Annotated in this window: 19 protein-coding genes; 10 read left to right on the forward strand and 9 right to left on the reverse strand. The window is 37.3% G+C overall.

Annotated features, from left to right (window positions below; genetic code table 11):
* Positions 1-24: 24 nt before the first annotated feature.
* Positions 25-933, reverse strand: a complete 909-nt coding sequence (locus MP478_RS18160) for a DUF6268 family outer membrane beta-barrel protein (RefSeq protein ID WP_230033339.1) — start codon at positions 931-933, stop codon at positions 25-27.
* Positions 934-1,101: 168 nt separating this feature from the next.
* Between MP478_RS18160 and MP478_RS18165 the strand changes: the two genes are divergently transcribed.
* Positions 1,102-2,931 (forward strand): acyltransferase family protein, encoded by a 1,830-nt coding sequence (locus MP478_RS18165; RefSeq protein WP_257201245.1) that lies wholly within the window; start codon positions 1,102-1,104, stop codon positions 2,929-2,931.
* Positions 2,932-2,943: 12 nt separating this feature from the next.
* Here the strand turns inward: MP478_RS18165 and MP478_RS18170 are convergent, their stop codons facing one another.
* The 4 genes from MP478_RS18170 to MP478_RS18185 form a co-directional block, all read right to left on the reverse strand.
* A complete protein-coding gene (locus tag MP478_RS18170) occupies positions 2,944-4,134 on the reverse strand; it encodes a multidrug effflux MFS transporter (protein ID WP_257201247.1) in 1,191 nt (396 codons plus the stop codon).
* A 167-nt stretch (positions 4,135-4,301) separates the two neighbouring features.
* Positions 4,302-5,120 carry an AraC family transcriptional regulator gene (locus MP478_RS18175; RefSeq protein WP_257201248.1) on the reverse strand — a complete coding sequence of 273 codons (819 nt, stop codon included), beginning with the start codon at positions 5,118-5,120 and terminating at the stop codon, positions 4,302-4,304.
* 79 nt (positions 5,121-5,199) lie between these two features.
* A complete protein-coding gene (thiL, locus tag MP478_RS18180) occupies positions 5,200-6,264 on the reverse strand; it encodes a thiamine-phosphate kinase (protein WP_230033331.1) in 1,065 nt (354 codons plus the stop codon).
* A gap of 66 nt (positions 6,265-6,330) precedes the next feature.
* On the reverse strand, positions 6,331-6,825 hold the full coding sequence (locus MP478_RS18185; RefSeq protein ID WP_230033329.1) for a thioesterase family protein: 495 nt from the start codon (positions 6,823-6,825) through the stop codon (positions 6,331-6,333).
* 113 nt (positions 6,826-6,938) lie between these two features.
* Between MP478_RS18185 and MP478_RS18190 the strand changes: the two genes are divergently transcribed.
* The 5 genes from MP478_RS18190 to MP478_RS18210 are packed head-to-tail and all read left to right on the forward strand — an operon-like array spanning position 6,939 to position 10,539.
* Positions 6,939-8,147, forward strand: coding sequence for an NAD(P)/FAD-dependent oxidoreductase (locus tag MP478_RS18190; protein ID WP_257201249.1), 1,209 nt, complete (start codon positions 6,939-6,941; stop codon positions 8,145-8,147).
* Positions 8,144-8,539 (forward strand): energy transducer TonB, encoded by a 396-nt coding sequence (locus MP478_RS18195; protein ID WP_257190165.1) that lies wholly within the window; start codon positions 8,144-8,146, stop codon positions 8,537-8,539. Before MP478_RS18190 ends, MP478_RS18195 begins: the two co-directional genes overlap by 4 nt.
* Positions 8,540-8,544: 5 nt before the next feature.
* On the forward strand, positions 8,545-9,183 hold the full coding sequence (locus tag MP478_RS18200; protein WP_257201250.1) for a DUF2306 domain-containing protein: 639 nt from the start codon (positions 8,545-8,547) through the stop codon (positions 9,181-9,183).
* Positions 9,180-10,100: a YARHG domain-containing protein gene (locus MP478_RS18205; protein WP_257201251.1), complete on the forward strand. Its 921-nt coding sequence runs from the start codon at positions 9,180-9,182 to the stop codon at positions 10,098-10,100. Before MP478_RS18200 ends, MP478_RS18205 begins: the two co-directional genes overlap by 4 nt.
* A 10-nt stretch (positions 10,101-10,110) precedes the next feature.
* Positions 10,111-10,539, forward strand: coding sequence for a hypothetical protein (locus MP478_RS18210; protein WP_257201252.1), 429 nt, complete (start codon positions 10,111-10,113; stop codon positions 10,537-10,539).
* A gap of 25 nt (positions 10,540-10,564) precedes the next feature.
* Here the strand turns inward: MP478_RS18210 and MP478_RS18215 are convergent, their stop codons facing one another.
* The 3 genes from MP478_RS18215 to MP478_RS18225 all read right to left on the reverse strand — a co-directional run bounded on the left by MP478_RS18215 (position 10,565) and on the right by MP478_RS18225 (position 12,200).
* Complete coding sequence (locus MP478_RS18215) at positions 10,565-10,948, reverse strand: DUF2809 domain-containing protein (protein ID WP_230033318.1); 384 nt, start codon at positions 10,946-10,948, stop codon at positions 10,565-10,567.
* Between the two features lie 99 nt (positions 10,949-11,047).
* Positions 11,048-11,701 (reverse strand): thioredoxin family protein, encoded by a 654-nt coding sequence (locus MP478_RS18220; protein WP_257201253.1) that lies wholly within the window; start codon positions 11,699-11,701, stop codon positions 11,048-11,050.
* A gap of 10 nt (positions 11,702-11,711) precedes the next feature.
* Positions 11,712-12,200 (reverse strand): TlpA disulfide reductase family protein, encoded by a 489-nt coding sequence (locus MP478_RS18225; protein ID WP_257201254.1) that lies wholly within the window; start codon positions 12,198-12,200, stop codon positions 11,712-11,714.
* Between the two features lie 150 nt (positions 12,201-12,350).
* Here MP478_RS18225 and MP478_RS18230 point away from each other — a divergent pair, with 150 nt between their 5' ends.
* The 3 genes from MP478_RS18230 (at position 12,351) to MP478_RS18240 (ending at position 13,683) form a co-directional block, all read left to right on the forward strand.
* A complete protein-coding gene (locus MP478_RS18230) occupies positions 12,351-13,196 on the forward strand; it encodes a hypothetical protein (protein ID WP_257201255.1) in 846 nt (281 codons plus the stop codon).
* Between the two features lie 113 nt (positions 13,197-13,309).
* Positions 13,310-13,471 carry a hypothetical protein gene (locus tag MP478_RS18235; RefSeq protein WP_209800755.1) on the forward strand — a complete coding sequence of 54 codons (162 nt, stop codon included), beginning with the start codon at positions 13,310-13,312 and terminating at the stop codon, positions 13,469-13,471.
* Between the two features lie 53 nt (positions 13,472-13,524).
* Positions 13,525-13,683, forward strand: coding sequence for a bacteriocin (locus tag MP478_RS18240; RefSeq protein ID WP_257190156.1), 159 nt, complete (start codon positions 13,525-13,527; stop codon positions 13,681-13,683).
* 29 nt (positions 13,684-13,712) lie between these two features.
* Here the strand turns inward: MP478_RS18240 and mutS are convergent, their stop codons facing one another.
* The gene (gene mutS / locus MP478_RS18245; protein ID WP_257201256.1) at positions 13,713-16,301 is read right to left on the reverse strand and encodes a DNA mismatch repair protein MutS; all 2,589 of its coding nucleotides are present in this window, start codon (positions 16,299-16,301) and stop codon (positions 13,713-13,715) included.
* A gap of 122 nt (positions 16,302-16,423) precedes the next feature.
* Here mutS and MP478_RS18250 point away from each other — a divergent pair, with 122 nt between their 5' ends.
* Positions 16,424-16,954, forward strand: coding sequence for a GNAT family N-acetyltransferase (locus MP478_RS18250; protein ID WP_230033302.1), 531 nt, complete (start codon positions 16,424-16,426; stop codon positions 16,952-16,954).
* Positions 16,955-17,117 lie beyond the last annotated feature (163 nt).

Consider the following 17,117-nt stretch of genomic DNA (forward strand, 5'->3'; position numbering starts at 1 on the left):
TACTTCCCCTCTTCAATTGCTTTATTAAGGTAAGTTCCAGCGTAAGGCAAGAGCCACATAAAAAGTACTTGCAAATTTGGGATCAGCTATCTTTTTCTCCCTGAAGATGCTTTTGATTTTCCTGTCACTTTCGCTAAAACTTCTCAATAAGGCTGTTCCTCCTGTAAGATGAAGGCTCAGTTTATCATTAAGCTTTATTTCAGGCCTTATTCCTGCCGTGATCTGCTGATAGCCGAGCAAGGTAGATTTTCCATCCTTATTCCTTTCTACAGACATCCCGCTGAGGTTTACCACTGCTTTTAATGCAAATTTATCGGTAAACTGATAGCCGGCTTCCATTCCTTCCGGGAAATTGATATTGAACTTAATTTTCCCATTGGTCTTCCAATCGAAGTAAATCCATGGCATAATCATAGGAACTCCAAATGCTGTGGTAAGCACAGGACCTCCACCAAGTGCCAGGTTAGGATTAAAATGTCTGATAAAAAGAATTCCACCCTGCCCCAGTACATCATCAAAACTGATGTTTTCCATATCGGTATATACGCCTACTGATGCGGTCATCATCATGCTCCACTTCCTTCCTAATGGTCTCAAGTGCTGTATTCCAATCTGGGCATTCAGCATCTGATTGGGAAATAGCTGATTTTCATAATTTTTGTGGGTCATCTTTGCATAGGATCCACCGAGGAGCATAGACCAGGCTTTTACTTTACCATTGCTGTCTTTTTTTACAGATAATGGGATACTTAGATTCAGGTCTACTCTTTTAAAATCACTTTTAGAATTTGTTTTTAAGCTGTCTTCCGGACGGATATAACTGGAGGAAGCAATATACTCTGTTTTAAGCTCACCGGATATTCCGGATTGGGCATTGATCCAGTATCCTAATGGCAATACACAGCAGAAAACCGTCAAAAGGTTTCTCTTCATAATTTAAATTTTACGCAAAGAGAGCCCTTTGGCTGTTCTTCACAAAAATTACTTGATTAAGTGCCGGGATAGTATGACGACAGGATCAAATAGCAGGATTAAGAAAACAGCAAACCTTTGAAATGAAGTCTTTATATTCTGTTATATTTGTCTTTATAAAAACATCTGATGCAGTTTAGAAATGATATACAGGGTATAAGGGCCCTGGCCTTCTTTTTAGTCTTTATTTTTCATATAAACCACACCTGGCTGCAGGGTGGTTTTATTGGAGTAGATGTTTTTTTTGTCATATCAGGATACCTAATGACCTCCATCATTATTGATCAAAAGGATAAAGATACTTTCAGCTTTTATGATTTTTACTGGAAGCGTCTGAAAAGGATTTTTCCTGCTTATCTTTTTCTTATTATTGCAGCTACATTTGCAGGGTCTTTTATTTATCTGGCAAGGGATATCTGGACACTTCAAAAATCTGCTGGGGCTTCCGTGGTCTTTCTTTCCAACCTGTTATTTTCCCGTGGAGACTCTTATTTCGGGGCAGCATTGAATGAAAATCCTTTTCTTCATACCTGGTCTCTGGCTATTGAGATGCAGTTTTATCTGTTACTTCCTTTGCTTCTTATTTGGGTTAAAAGAAAATATTTATCTGCAGCCATAGTATTACTCATTATTGTTCTTACAGCCTATACAAGCATTTCAATGTATATGGAAAACAGCAATACCTCAACTTATTTTTCATTAGTATCCAGAATTCCGGAGTTCCTGATCGGAAGTTTTTACAGCCTTACTTTTAAAAACAAAATTAATTTCAGCAGATTGGGCAATACGATCTTCGCTTCGCTGAACCTGTTGGTATTGATATTATCAGCTGTTTTTATCAGTAAAGATTCTTTTTTCCCGGGAGTAATTGCTTTAATTCCGACGATAGCCACAGCAAACTTATTGGTGACCGGCAACAATTTTATTTCTGATTTTTTTGCAAAGAAAATCCCCGTTTATTTGGGAGAGCTCTCTTATTCACTTTATTTATGGCACTGGCCTATCATCTCATTTATAAGATATTACCATGATGAATATTTTTTAAGCCCCGGTGAAGTTATTTTTACGTGTATTCTAACCTTTGCCTCAGCATGGTTTTCCTATCGGTTTATTGAGAATTTCTTTAGAAAAAAGAATAATACGACCCTCATCCGGTACTCTATTTCAGGAGGGATCCTCTTGATTTTTATGGCTTTTTTAGTTCCGAAAGCAACTGCTGTTTATCAAATTCCGGAAGTATATACTTCGCCCACATTCGGCATGCTTTCCCATAATGAGAAAAATATTGAAATTTTTGGAAATAAAACTTCAAAAAACAATCACATTTTACTTATCGGCGACAGCCATGCACTTACTATTAAACCTTTTTTAGACTATATAGGAAAGCGAAATAATTTTTCTTTTTCCACGGTGACTACTGATGGAGTTCTTGCTTTAAAAGGAGTAAAGAGAGAGGATTACACCAGCAATGAAGTGAAGTTTTATGATGCTGCCCAGCAGCTTGTAGATTTTACCCAGCAGAATATCCAAAAAAACAGGATTATCCTGATTAACAGTTCTTCCTTTATAGAACCCATGTCCGCTTATGAATCTCTGGAAAAACTTGCGGGATCATTACGGCCGGATCAAAAGCTGGTTGTATTCAATACTTTTCCGTCTATTAACCGGGATCCTGTAAAAGTAAACCGGGATTACATCAAAAGAACTTCAGCCTCATTTAAAATCATCGGTAAAGAAAAAAATAAGCTGGCATTGGAAAAGCTTGCTGCCACGTATAAGAATGTCTATTTCTATGACTTGTCTAAAGGGGAGATATTTAAAAGCGTGCCCTTTTACAAGGATACGCTGATGTATTATAATGACTCCCACCTTAATACTTATGGTGCCATTTCTTTGGGTAAAGAGAAGGAAAAAGATTTTATGTCTTTCTTTACCCCTATCATGGCAGAGAAAAAATAATCGCTGTATTTTTTAAACAGCACTTTTCTGGGTTTTAAAAATACGATAGCCGAACCAAACAGCAATCACCGCGATTCCTGTACGAGCAACCACCATCGGCATAATGGAATCTGCCTCTAAGAAACCTACCAATGCTGACATTAAAAAGGTAACCATCAGCTGCATAAATCCAAGTAAAGCCGCAGCTGTACCCCGTCCCTCTTTAAATGGAGATAAAGCATATGCTGAAGTAAGAGGAAATAAAATTCCTATAGCCAGTAATGAAACATACAGCATCGCAATTTCCAACCCAACAGAAAGGTTTCCGGCAGCAATCAGGATATGAAGCGCACAGGTACACAACAACACAAGTGTAGCCATCAATAAAAGCTTTGCATTGCTTATTCTTTTAATCAACTTTGGAGTAATGTAGGCGGCAGTAATCAGCGCTAATGAATTAAAAGCAAATATGAAGCTGAAAACACCGCTGGAAAATCCATGGATCTCCATAAACAGGAATGGTGCGTTAGAAATGTAAATAATAAGCGAAGCAAAGGCTATACTCCCAATCATGGTACTGTTGATGAAATCTTTATTGGTGATGATCATTTTCAGTTGATCCTTCAACCCTTTTTCATTCTCAATCTGATCCGGAAGGTTGATTTTAGCATTGGTTTCAGGAACATACTGATACACCATAAAGAGGGTAATGATTCCCATAATAACTAAAAAAGCAAATGAGCTGTTCCATCCCCAGAACTTAAGAAATACACTCCCCAGTAATGGAGCTACAATGGGAGCAATACCACTGATCTGGGACTGTTGGGAGAAAATAGTAACGGATTTCTGCTTATCATAAAGGTCAATAACTATTGCACGTCCAATAACAATGCCCGCACTTCCTCCAAAGGCCTGCAGAAAACGCATTGTCCATAAAACATAAATATCTGATGTGAAAAATATAGCTGTTGCGCCTACAATAAAAAGTAAAAGGCCACAATACAGCATGGGTTTACGTCCCTTTTTATCAGACAAAGGTCCCCATAATAACTGGCCAAAGGCAAATCCGGCAAAGAAAACAGAAATTGAGATCTGTATATGCCCGATATCCGTGTTAAAAATTTGGGCCATACTTGGGAAAGCAGGAAGATAAAGATCTATACTCAGTGACTCCAGGGTGTTCAGTAGCGCCAGGATAAACACTACAATATTCAAATTCTTCATAAATAGTATAAGCCTTCACAGGCGTTTTTTCTGGCTGCAAAGTTGCTTTAAAAAGTAGAAACACCCAAGACAGGAACTGAAGAAAGACCAGCACAAACTGAGGGTTATTTTTAATGCACTGTGTTTTAGAGCTATTTTTAAGCAAGTAAAAAGTAACATTCTGAAGATTAGACTTTTCCGGACCTGAAGCTATCAGGATTATCACCCGTATGCTTTTTAAAAAATCGCGAGAAATAGGAAGCATCACTGAATCCCAGCTTAAACGCAATTTCTTTAACCGTTAAAGCTCCGAAACTCAATTCTCTTTTTGCTTCCAGAAGAAGCCGCTGGGCAACCATTTTCTTGACCGTAGTTGCTCTCGATAACCGTACAATATCATTAAGGTGATGGGAACTGATTTTTATTTTATCTGCATAGAAAGCGGTATCCCTGTGAACGGTATAATGCTCTTCTATCAGATTGATAAGCTTTTGGATCCGCTGTCTGTCTTTCATTAAAGGATCCTGTAAATTGATCTGGTCTGCAATGATAATACAGAATGCTTTCAAATACGTTTTAAGCAGTTCAATTCGTAAAGCTCTTTTATACTCCTGTTCCATAAGTGATATAATGGCATTACAGGCCTTTTCGCTCTGAGGATCTAAAGAAAAAGGAGCCGTTCCCCCGGTCAGTATGGATTCTATAGCGCAGGCTTCTTTAAATATTTCTCTTGTCACCGCAAGAACACATCCTTTTTCACCTTGCAATCTCATATTAAACACCTGCCCCGGAGCAATGATACAGATCTGTCCGTTACAAAGAAGGTGGCTTTCAAAGTCCAATTCCAGACGGCTGTTTTCCGGAACCTTTTTAAACCATATGATTTCAAAAAAATTATGCCGGTGGACATCATTAAAATTTTCCGGATGTCCTGTCTGCAAGGTACTCAGCTGAAATTCTTCAGAAGTCAGATCATGAACGGGGATATTTTTTTCTGATGAGTTCATAGCAAAAACAATGAGTATATAAACGGAAACCACAGCGAAAAAGCTGCGGTCTCCTACAATATTTACAATTAAATAAATTTTATCCGTTCTGCTGGCTGCCTAAAAAAGCATCCCAGCCCTGAGCTGTAAGGGCCACCAATTGGTTGGATCCTCTTGCTACCATAAAGTTTCCGTCTTCTTTTTCCACAGCATGTCCTATAATCGTAAAATCCGGGTGATTTTTGATTTTATCAAAGTCATTAGGAGAAATTGTAAACAGCAATTCATAATCTTCACCTCCGCTTAATGCCGTCATTACAGGGTTTAAGTTCATTTCATCAGCCGTAGTAATAGTAAGATTATCCATAGGTACTTTTTCTTCATAGAGTCTGAATCCTACTTTTGACTGATCTGAAAGATGCAGGATCTCAGAAGCCAGACCGTCTGAAATATCAATCATGGAAGTCGGTTTAATATCCAGCTGTTCCAAAATAGCTTTCACGTCTGTTCTTGCTTCAGGCTTAAGCTGTCTTTCCAGGATATAATCATAGCCTTCCATCTCCGGCTGCATATTAGGATCAGCAAGAAAAACAGCATGTTCTCTTTCCAGAATCTGTAATCCCATATAAGCACCTCCTAAATCACCTGTCACCACAAGAAGGTCATTCGGTTTTGCACCACTTCTTTTTACGATATTCTCTCCATTTTCGATCCCTACAGCAGTAATACTCATGACCAGCCCTGAGTTGGAGCTCGTGGTATCGCCTCCAATCAAATCGACTTTATATCTTGCACAAGCTGCCTGAATTCCAGCATAAATTTCTTCCAGAGCCTCCACCGGAAAACGGTTGGAAACAGCAAGGGATACAAGAATCTGAGTAGGAACAGCGTTCATAGCTGCAATATCGCTCAGGTTTACCACAACGGCTTTATATCCTAAGTGCTTTAATGGAACATATCCCAAATTAAAATGCACTCCTTCAGCCAGAACGTCTGTTGTAAGAACTACTTTTTTATTTTCAGGATTAATAACTGCCGCATCATCTCCTACCCCAAGTTCCGAAGATTCATTGGATAGTGGAAAATACTCTGTCAGATGTTTAATAAGACCAAACTCGCCTAATTTTGAAATGGGAGTCAGCTCCTGTGATTTATCTTCAAACATAAAATTTCTTTTTTGTACCAAGTTCAATGAAGTCATATTTTAACGACATTAAACGCTGAACTTTGATTATTGATTAAATTCCGCCGGATCAATATTATGTGGGTGAAAAGGGAATTTTTTGAAATCCTCTTTTGACAGCACTACTGTTTCCGGGGTTTTATATTTATTCATGGCCTCCATCACGTCATCCGGTGGAGTGGTCATTTTTCTCAGCATCATATCAATCCATACCCCTGTTGCTTCAGAGGTTGCACAATGGGCACCATCGGGAGTATAGAATTTATGTACAAAGCGGTAAATAGAGGAATCCTCTGAACATCCATCTATTTCCAGACTTACGATAACCGTCTGATCTGCATAGATTTCTTTAAAAAAAGAATATCTTTCGTGCAGGATCACCGGGCCTATTCCCCATCTGCTCAGTTGGGTAACTCCCATTTTTTCTTTGGTCATAAAGGCCATTCTGGCCTGAGCACAGTATTGTACGTATGATGAGTTGGCTAAATGCTTGTTGGCATCAAGATCACTCCAACGTACTTCGAATTTATGGTAAAATATCATTTGAAAATCGTTTTTAAGATCATAAAATTATATTCTTCAAAAATACTCAAATAAGATGGTTTATAAAAATTGTACTTTTGGAAAAATAATCTTCAGCATAGGATTGCATATACATGAAACAGATCATTATTATCGGAGGCGGTGCCGCAGGCTTTTTCTGTGCATCGAACCTTGACGAAAAGAAATATAATATTACCATTCTTGAACAGAACTCGGATGTCCTTCAGAAAGTGAAAATATCCGGAGGCGGACGCTGTAATGTGACTCACGCCTGTTTTGATCCGAGAGAGCTGGTACAGTTTTATCCCCGTGGAAATAAAGAATTATTAAGCGTTTTTACCAAATTTCAGCCGGGTGATACCATGGAATGGTTCGAGCAGCGTAACGTTCCCCTGAAAATTGAAAACGACAACAGAACTTTTCCTGAAAGCAATTCTTCGCAGACCATTATCAATACTTTTTTGAACGAAACCCAAAAGAAAAATGTCTCTGTGAAGACAAAATGTGTGGTAAAAGAGATGGAGAAGACAGAGGAAAAGTATATTGTAAAAACCAGTTCAGGAGATTTTGAGGCAGATTATATTGTTTATGCTACCGGAAGTTCTCCGAAATCATTGAAGATCATTGAAAATCTGGGTCATAAAATTGTGGATCTTGTTCCATCCCTTTTTACATTCAATAGTAAAGATGAGCTTTTACAGGATATTCCCGGGACCAGTTTTGAAAATGCAGAGATTTCGATTCCTGCATTAAAAACAGAGGAAAGCGGACCTCTCCTTATTACACATTGGGGCCTTTCGGGACCTGCCGTTTTAAAAATTTCTGCGTGGGAAGCCATAAGTCTGGCCAAATCAAAGTATCATTTTGAGATCGAAGTGAATTTTATTTCAAGATCTATGGATGAAGCGGAAGAAAGTTTCCAGAATTTTAAACAATCCAATCCGAAAAAGACGATTGGGCAGGCAAAGATCTTTGAAGTTACCAACAGATTCTGGCAAAAAGTACTGGATGTTTCAAAAGTTGATCTTAATAAACAAGTCTCTAATATTTCTGGAAAAGAAATGCAGAAAATCCTTGAAAACCTTTGCAAAAAAAAGCTGAAGGTTACAGGAAAATCTACGTTTAAAGATGAGTTCGTGACCGCAGGAGGTGTTGATTTAAAGGAAATTAACTTTAAAAATATGTCCTCAAAAATCCTTCCCAATTTTTATATTGCCGGAGAGGTTCTCAATATAGATGCGGTTACCGGAGGTTTTAATTTTCAGGCATGCTGGAGTGAAGGGTGGCTGATTGCACAGGACTTAAATACCTTAGAATTATGAAAAAGTTATCAATATTAGTTGTATTGCTGGCATTTGGTTTATGTTTTTCTCAAATACAGCACGAACAGAATTCTACAAAAACTTACACCAACAAAGCAGATACGCAACCTGAATTTCCCGGAGGGATCGCCTCGTTCAGAAGTCTTGTTATGAATAAATTGAATTTTAAAGCTTTATCATCACTAACCGGAACAGTAAAGTCAGAAGCTATATTTTTAATTGATTCCAAAGGAGAGATCAGCTCTGTGAACGCAACTGGAGATCATGAAGGTCTTAATAAAGAAGTGGTACGGGCCATCAGTACTATCAGCAGAAAGTGGAAACCTGCCACTTATAAGAATAAACCGGTTGAGTATTGGTATACCACACAAGTATCAGTAAGTCTTGATTAAAAAATATGCTTTCTGCCAAAAAAAACAGTTCAAAACTCTTCAAGATCCTTTTGATTTTAGGATTCGGATATTTCTTTTGGCTGATGCTGAAAATCACTCTTGAATATATTCCTTTCAATCCAAATGTAAGCTTTCTGATGATCAAACAGACGGAAGTTCAGGACAGACCGGAATATCTCGTTTTTTTCTACATCCACGTGTATACCAGTATTTTTTTACTGTTTACCGGATTTCTGGCTATTCTCAGAAAGGATTTCGGAATAAGAAACTTTCACAGGAATATTGGAAAAGTCTATATTTTTTTAATCCTGATTCTGGCTGCACCCTCTGGAATCTACATGGGATTTTTTGCCAACGGAGGCTACCTTTCCAAAATATCTTTCGTTATTTTAGGGAGTCTTTGGTCGGTTTCTACGTATAAAGCCTATCAGTTTGCAAAACAGAAAAAGTTTAAAGAACATAAGCAATGGATGTGGCGGAGTTTTGCCCTTACTTTATCTGCGATTACCCTGCGAATGTGGAAAGTTATTATTGTATATTTATTCCATCCCAATCCTATGGATGTCTATCAAATCATTGCATGGCTGGGCTGGATTCCCAATATCCTTTTGATTGAATATTTAATTACCAAAAAACAGATATGAAAATTTTAAATTACACCCTTACCGCTTTATTGGCAGTTTCTTTAATGAACTGTAAAAAGGACGGAAAAACCAGTGAATCAGGGAAAGATTCTCTAACCGCAAAAAAAAATTCTGTGGTAATCCCGGAGATCTATAAAGAATACTATGGAATTTATACCGGTGAATTTGCCGGCATGGAGAAAATGATTGACGAGTCGGATGGTTCCGAGTACGAAGGAGGATCTTATAAGAGGATTTCTCTAAAAATCAACAAGATAACAAAGGATAGTGTCTATGGGCAAAGCATTGTAAGTGGAAACCAACGTCCTTTCAGAGGGGTCTTTAATGAAGCTTCAAAATTATTTGTCCTGGATGAGCCGGGAAATGATAAGACCGATGGACGATTCGAAGTTAAACTCAATGGTGACAGCTTAACCGGAAAATGGAACGCTTTCAATAAAACAGCCGTAAAAGCACCTGTTAAAACCCTGAAATTAGCAAAAAAAGAATTTGTTTATAACCCGAATTTCATGCTGGATAAAGATTCCAATCTGGTAGACTGGTCTAATCCGAAAGACTTTGTAGAAAAGTACACCGATGAGGAAACCGGAAAAACAGAAAGCTATAAAACCTCTAAAAACAGAGTGGCCTCTGAAGCCATATTCAAGCTTAATGCTTCCAAGCAGAAACTAACAGAAAAGGATCTTAAAAACTTAAGAAAACTGGATCTTGAGATCATCAAAAATTCTGTATTTGCCAGACACGGTTATTCTTTCAAAAAGGAAACCTATAGAAACTTCTTTGAACAAACAGACTGGTACATCCCTGTTTCCAGTAATGTAGATAACGAACTTTCTCCCATGGAAAAAGAAAATGTTGCCTTATTAAACCGCTTTACCAAGTATGCTGAAGATAAATATGACAGTTTTGGAAGATAAAAGTAAACTCATGAAAAAATATCTGCTTTTATCACTTGTGTTTTTAGATTTATTTTCTGCCAAGGCACAACAGGACCTACTTATTAGCACACGTCCAAAGGCGAATTCTGTTTCTTCTCCCCATGCTCAGTCAAAAGATAAAAATCCTGAGTTTCCAGGCGGATTACAAGCTTTTCGAAAGGAATTTGTAAGCAACTTTCAAACACAGACATTACTTGCATCGGGGATTAAAGAAGCCTCCGCTACCGCAATGTTTGTTGTAGAAAAGGATGGCAGCATGTCTGATATAAAAATAGAAGCTTACAAAAATGAAATCATAAGGGATGAGTTCCTAAAAGCGCTCAAAAAAATCAATACAAAATGGATTGCCGGTGAAAAAGACGGTGAAAAAGTGAGGATCAGAATGAGACAGCCCCTGATTTTTAAGACTGTAAAATAAATGCATCAATCTCAATAGAAAGCCTTCAGTTTTTTGAGGGCTTTATTTGTACAAGGACATATAGAAACAGACAGCCTACGGCGTAGCACAAAATGTCAATCCATGAGAAAGAATTTCCGATCACAATATACATCAGGCTTCCGGGTTTGAAACCCAGTTTTTCTGCAATATTGAAATATTGGGCAAATTCTATCACAAAGGAAAACGCCAGGATGCCGAGAATAAGCTTCCGGTCATTGCTTACCTTTATAAAACTCTTTACGAGGGTATAAAGAAGTATTACTACAATAACATCACCGAGATAGGCCCTAATAAAAAAGACATTCTTCAGTTCGGTAGCAATTACTACTTCTGTCAGGAAAATAAAAATACTAAGAAACAGATATTTCAGGTTCAATTTAAATTTCATATGGATCATGTATACTGGATGCAGCCTTTATTATTATAAAATATAGGCCATAAAAAATCGGCATTCAATGAACACCGATCATAATTTTAGGCAAATATATTATTTCTTTACTTTGATCGTGCATCCGATAGCAACAGTTTTTGACATTTTCACCGGCTCTCCTTTGAGTAAAGCGTTGACAGCATCCTGAACATAATATTCAGATACATCATTCGGGTTATCATAATTATTGTCGATGGCACCAATATATTTTACAATATTTTTTCCATTTTCTCTCTGCATTACAAAAACATGAGGTGTTTTTGTTGCTCCGTACTGAGGATAAATTTTCTGACCTTCATCCACTAAATAAGGAAAGGTAAACCCTTTCTGTTTGGCTCTTTCAATCATCTGCTGATAACCGTCTTCAGGCTGCACATTAGGATCATTGGGATTAATGGCAATTACCGGATACCCCTGATTTTTAAACTTTTTATCCAGTTCTACAATTCGGTCTTCATACTTCTTTGCATAGGGGCAATGGTTGCAGGTAAAAACTACAATGAAGCCTTTAGCACTTTTAAAATCACTTAACGAGACCATTTTACCATCAATATTTTTCAGCTTAAAATCCGCGGCTTCGTCTCCTACTTCATACCCTTTTGAGTTCACTTTTTCATGCTGAGAGGAATGATTCTTATCATTCATTGTGGTGAAACTCAGCAGTCCCAAACCAATGGCGAATGTTGCTAATAAAATTTTTAAATTTTTCATACTCAATTATTTATTGTAGATTTTCTGTAATTATTTTTTCAAGTTCTTCTTTACCCATTTCTCCATCATTGAAATACACTTTTTCTCCATTTTTATAAAAAATAGTAACCGGAATATTTCCATCCCAGTTTTTTTCAAATTTCGGAATCCAGGTATTCATTCTTTTAATATCATCAAGCAAAACAACCTCGGCTGTGATGTTTTTAGTTTTAATAAATTTTAAAACCCTTTCTTTATCTACCAACCTGTCTAATGAAACCAGAATCATTTTAAATTTCGGATTACCGGCATACTGATTATTCACTTCCATAAAATGAGGCAGCTCTTTTACACAGGGAGCACAGGTAGTTGCCCAAAAATTAACAATAAGAAACCGGGAATCCTCCTGATTAATGCGTTTTTCAAGCTCTTCATATTTCATTACTTTCACTTCCGTTTGCTGGGCCTTGAAAACTGAAACAAATAGAAACAAAGTTATTATTGTTATTAAATTTTTCATATCCAAATGTAATAAAATATTATAAATCAGTCTTCTGCTCAGCCTGTTTATATTTAATTCTCTATTTTTTATTTTACACACAAATTGGTGTTTTATTTTTACGATCAGATTCTTTTTTTTGATATTTTTACACTCATTAAATAAAAGATAATGAAAAAAACTTATTTACTTCTGCCAATTTTCTTTTTGGCTTCATGCTCCAGCAGTGATGATGATATTGAAGCAGCGCTCAATAATGGCAATAATAACAATAACAATAATAATACCCCTGTTCTGGTCACCAAGATGGTAGCAGATGGAGATGTATCTACCTATACCTATAACGGAACCAAATTATCTGAATCTAAAAACCTCACGGACGGAACTGTTACAACCTTTTTCTATACAGGAGATCTGATTACCAAGTCTGTTACCTCTGGGTCCAATTCTACCTATACTACGACTTACACTTATGATGGCAGCAGCAGATTAAGTAAAAAAGCAACGGTACATACAGCTACTAACCTTTCATCCACTACAGAAATCATATATACTTATCCATCACCCAATAATGTAAAAATGGTGGTTACTTTATCTACAGGTGGATCCAGTGTGACAAAGGCATATACCAGAAATGCAATATTAAATGCAGATGGTTCAATTAAAAACTGGACAGAAACTGTGACAAGCCCACTCCCATCAGGGGGATTTGATACAGGAAACGGCATCTTACAACCTATCGTTTATGATACAAAAAATGCTCCTTTCAAAAATGTAACAGGGTATTTGAAACTGATGGATCAGGAAGATGAAAACGGATCAGCCCATAATGTCACAGACTACAAAAATGTGATTCAGTATTCTATTTCTACAGGAACCGAATGGACCATATTCAGCTCCATTTACGTTTACAATGCAAGTGGCTATCCTATAAAAGATACCCGGAAATATTATGATAAGACGGGCAGCTCTGTTACCAATACAGAAGTCACCACTTATGAATACAATCATTTATAATACAGGAGAGCTTAGGCTCTCTTTTTTATTGCAAAGAATAGCTATTTTACTCACAATCAGTAGAATTAATTGATAAAATTTGTATATTAGCATACAACCAAATTAAAATTATCATGAAAAAATCAACCCTTCAAAAAAGAAAACTTTCAAAAAAAGAAATGAAAGAAATCAGTGGAGCAAGACCACACTGCCCATTGGTATTGAGCTGTTTTGACCCGAATACAGGACAGGAAATGTCTGGAGTGTATGGCATTCAGGACGGACCTTGCTGTTAATTATCTCAGCGTAAGCAAGAACATGTAAACCTATAACTTTAATCCAAATCATTATGAAAAATTCAGACATTCAAAAGAGAAAACTCACGAAGAATGAGTTGAAAGAAATCAATGGTGGCGCCGCTGCCTGTGCAGAAGGCCTATGTAAACTTAGAGGAGTAAGCCATTTTTTAATTATTGGCCCTAGAGGTGCAGATGGATACTGCTGTTAACGACAATAAAATTAAAAAAAATGATTGGATTACCCTCCAATCATTTTTTTTATAGAATTCAGTTTCATTAAAGCTTCAATAGGCGTCAGTGTATTGATATCTATTTTCGTCAGTTCTTCACGGATATTCTCCAAAACAGGATCATCCAGCTGGAAGAAAGAAAGCTGCATATTTTCTTCTGTTACCCTTTTAATATTCTCAGATGTTCCTCCGCCCTGAGTTCTGCTGGCTTCAAGGGTTTTCAGTATTTCATTGGCTCTGTTGACTACTTTTGCAGGCATTCCCGCCAGCTTTGCAACGTGGATACCAAAACTATGCTCACTTCCACCCGGAATCAGTTTTCTTAAGAAAATAATATTTCCTTTATTTTCCTGAATAGAAACGTGGAAATTTTTCACCCTTTCAAAATTCACGGTCATTTCATTCAGCTCATGATAATGGGTTGCAAATAAGGTTTTAGCCTGTGTAGGATGCTGATGAAGATATTCTGCTATAGCCCAGGCAATAGAAACCCCATCATAAGTAGATGTTCCGCGTCCGATTTCATCCAAAAGAATAAGGCTTCGTTCGGAAATATTGTTCAGGATATTAGCCGCTTCATTCATCTCTACCATAAAAGTAGACTCTCCGGCAGAAATATTATCTGTAGCTCCTACCCTGGTAAAAATTTTATCCAATAGTCCGATTTCAGCATGTTTCGCAGGAACAAAGCTTCCGATCTGTGCCAAAAGACAGACAATGGCCGTCTGACGTAATATTGCCGATTTACCGGCCATGTTAGGCCCTGTAACCATAATGATCTGCTGTGAATCTTTGTCTAAGAAAATATCATTCGGAATATATTTTTCTCCTAAAGGAAGTGCATTTTCAATAATCGGATGCCTAGCTTCCTGCAAGTCAATAGCATATCCGTCATTCAAAACAGGTTTTGTATAACTTTCAGAAACAGCCAGTTCCGACAATCCGGAAGCTACATCAAGCTGAGCAATGATATTGGAATTCTCCTGAATCTGGTCAATATACACCATTGTTTCGCTGCAAACATTTCTGTAAAGCTCATTCTCCAGGACACCTATTTTCTCTTCAGCACCCAGAATCTGGCTTTCATATTCTTTTAATTCTTCCGTAATATACCGCTCCGCATTCACAAGGGTTTGTTTTCTTAACCAGTCATTGGGAACTTTATCTTTATGGGTATTTCTGACTTCAATATAATATCCGAAAACATTGTTAAAGTCAATTTTAAGACTTGTAATTCCTGTTCTTTCTATTTCCCGCTGGCACATTTCATCAAGGAATCCACGGCCTTTGTTTTGAAGACCTCTCAATCTGTCAAGTTCTTCAGAAACATCATTTTTAATGACATTTCCTTTGGCCATGCTTACCGGAAGTTCTTCATTAAGATTATTCTGTAAAAACTTAATCAGCTCTTCCAGGTCATACAGAGGTTCCAGCCAGGCCAATACATCGGCATGAGGATGCAGAAGTCCTTTTATTGTATGAATATTGATTAAACTTTGACGAAGGTATCCAAGCTCTTTCGGAGAGATTTTTTCAGCCGCCAGCTTTCCCATTAACCTGTCCAGGTCAGAAATTGATTTTAACAGCTGACAGATCTCATATTTCAACCCGTCATTTTCATTTAAGAAGTCTATCAGGGAAAGTCTTCTCATAATCTCATCCACAGATTTTAAAGGAAGGATAATTCTCCTTCTCAACAGCCTTCCTCCCATGGGAGTAGACGTTTTATCTATAATATCCAACAGTGATTTCCCCTGTGGATTGCTTGGATACACAATCTCCAGATTCCTTAAGGTAAAATTATCCATCATCAGATAATCTTCCTGAGGAATAACCTGAAGTTTGGTAATATGAGCAAGCAGGTTATGATGGGTATCTTCCACCAGATAGGCAAAAATAGCCCCTGCTGCAGTAATGGCTAAAGGCAGGTTTTCTACCCCAAACCCCTTTAAAGAAGACGTTTTAAAATGGTTCGTCAATTTCTCATAGGCAAAATTATATTGGAAAGCCCAGTCTTCAAGTTTAAAGGCATTTTTATTTTTAAACTGTTCCGGAATCTGAACACTTCTCTGGTATATAATTTCACTGGGATCAAATGTACTGACGATATGTAAAAGCTTCTCCAGATTCCCTTCGCTCACTAAAAATTCTCCTGTAGAAATATCTACCAGCGCAATTCCATATTTCTCTTTCTCTTTGTGTAAAGAAAGCAGGAAATTGTTCTTTTTTGAATTTAATACCTGGTCATTGAATGTCACTCCGGGAGTAACCAGTTCTGTCACTCCTCTTTTTACAATTCCTTTTACCATTTTCGGATCTTCCAGCTGGTCACAAATTGCCACTCTCATTCCTGCTCTTACCAGTTTGGGTAAATAAGAGTCTACGGAATGATGGGGAAATCCCGCCAATTCTATGCTTCCGTCCCCGTTGGCTCTTTTTGTAAGGACAATTCCCAGAATCTGAGAGGTTTTCACGGCATCCTGCCCAAAAGTTTCATAAAAATCCCCTACTCTGAAAAGTAAAAGTGCATCAGGGTATTTAGCCTTGATGGTATTATATTGAGTCATTAACGGAGTTTCCTTCTTCAATTTTGCCATAGTAAAAAATGAGCCCCAAATTTAAAGAAATAAATCCATGGTTACAGAATTGTTTATCGGTAATCTCTGATATACTTTCCCCTATCAGGAATTAATTGTATTTTCACCTTAAAATACAGTCTATGGAATTTCCTGTGTTAGAAACTGAAAGACTTCTGCTGCGCCAACTTACCCCTGAAGACTCAAAAGACCTTTTCGAGTATTTTTCTTTGGAGGAAGTAATGAAATATTATGATCTGGAAGCATTCAAAACAGAAGAAGATGCGGTAAACATTATCCGGCACTTTAACAGTGAATTTGAAAAAGGAAAGGGATTCCGATGGGCGCTGGAACTGAAATCTGAAAATAAGGTAATAGGCACCTGTGGCTATCACAACTGGTATCCGGAACATTTCAGAGCAGAGATTGGCTATGAACTGAATCCCATATTCTGGAGGCAATCCTATATGAAGGAAGCTATTCTTCCTATTTTAACATTCGGGTTGGAGAGTATGCAATTACACCGTGTAGATGCTTTTATCGATCCGGAGAATATCTCTTCCGAAAAACTTTTATCTTCCTTAAACTTTAATGAAGAAGGTACTTTAAAAGACTATTTCTTTGAAAAAGGAAAATTCGTGGATGCGAAACTTTTTGGACTGATCAATAAATAACCAGAATTTAAAGTATAAGATAAAACGCAAGGATCACAAAGAAACTAATTTTCAGCATTTTTTTCGTCTGCAAAGGCGTTACACTTATCAAAGTATTATAATGGTTTAGCTGAGTGTAACGCCTTTGCGAACCCTTATAAAATTAATATATTAGAAATCTTGC

This window comes from Chryseobacterium sp. WG14 (assembly GCF_024586945.1).
In the GTDB taxonomy this organism is placed as follows: Bacteria; Bacteroidota; Bacteroidia; order Flavobacteriales; family Weeksellaceae; genus Chryseobacterium.

Excerpts from the sequence above, each read along its gene's own strand:
- MP478_RS18160 (WP_230033339.1), bottom strand. The coding sequence starts at position 933 with ATGAAGAGAAACCTTTTGACGGTTTTCTGCTGTGTATTGCCATTAGGA.
- MP478_RS18165 (WP_257201245.1), top strand. The coding sequence starts at position 1,102 with ATGCAGTTTAGAAATGATATACAGGGTATAAGGGCCCTGGCCTTCTTT.
- MP478_RS18170 (WP_257201247.1), bottom strand. The coding sequence starts at position 4,134 with ATGAAGAATTTGAATATTGTAGTGTTTATCCTGGCGCTACTGAACACC.
- MP478_RS18175 (WP_257201248.1), bottom strand. The coding sequence starts at position 5,120 with ATGAACTCATCAGAAAAAAATATCCCCGTTCATGATCTGACTTCTGAA.
- thiL (WP_230033331.1), bottom strand. The coding sequence starts at position 6,264 with ATGTTTGAAGATAAATCACAGGAGCTGACTCCCATTTCAAAATTAGGC.
- MP478_RS18185 (WP_230033329.1), bottom strand. The coding sequence starts at position 6,825 with ATGATATTTTACCATAAATTCGAAGTACGTTGGAGTGATCTTGATGCC.
- MP478_RS18190 (WP_257201249.1), top strand. The coding sequence starts at position 6,939 with ATGAAACAGATCATTATTATCGGAGGCGGTGCCGCAGGCTTTTTCTGT.
- MP478_RS18195 (WP_257190165.1), top strand. The coding sequence starts at position 8,144 with ATGAAAAAGTTATCAATATTAGTTGTATTGCTGGCATTTGGTTTATGT.
- MP478_RS18200 (WP_257201250.1), top strand. The coding sequence starts at position 8,545 with ATGCTTTCTGCCAAAAAAAACAGTTCAAAACTCTTCAAGATCCTTTTG.
- MP478_RS18205 (WP_257201251.1), top strand. The coding sequence starts at position 9,180 with ATGAAAATTTTAAATTACACCCTTACCGCTTTATTGGCAGTTTCTTTA.
- MP478_RS18210 (WP_257201252.1), top strand. The coding sequence starts at position 10,111 with ATGAAAAAATATCTGCTTTTATCACTTGTGTTTTTAGATTTATTTTCT.
- MP478_RS18215 (WP_230033318.1), bottom strand. The coding sequence starts at position 10,948 with ATGAAATTTAAATTGAACCTGAAATATCTGTTTCTTAGTATTTTTATT.
- MP478_RS18220 (WP_257201253.1), bottom strand. The coding sequence starts at position 11,701 with ATGAAAAATTTAAAAATTTTATTAGCAACATTCGCCATTGGTTTGGGA.
- MP478_RS18225 (WP_257201254.1), bottom strand. The coding sequence starts at position 12,200 with ATGAAAAATTTAATAACAATAATAACTTTGTTTCTATTTGTTTCAGTT.
- MP478_RS18230 (WP_257201255.1), top strand. The coding sequence starts at position 12,351 with ATGAAAAAAACTTATTTACTTCTGCCAATTTTCTTTTTGGCTTCATGC.
- MP478_RS18235 (WP_209800755.1), top strand. The coding sequence starts at position 13,310 with ATGAAAAAATCAACCCTTCAAAAAAGAAAACTTTCAAAAAAAGAAATG.
- MP478_RS18240 (WP_257190156.1), top strand. The coding sequence starts at position 13,525 with ATGAAAAATTCAGACATTCAAAAGAGAAAACTCACGAAGAATGAGTTG.
- mutS (WP_257201256.1), bottom strand. The coding sequence starts at position 16,301 with ATGGCAAAATTGAAGAAGGAAACTCCGTTAATGACTCAATATAATACC.
- MP478_RS18250 (WP_230033302.1), top strand. The coding sequence starts at position 16,424 with ATGGAATTTCCTGTGTTAGAAACTGAAAGACTTCTGCTGCGCCAACTT.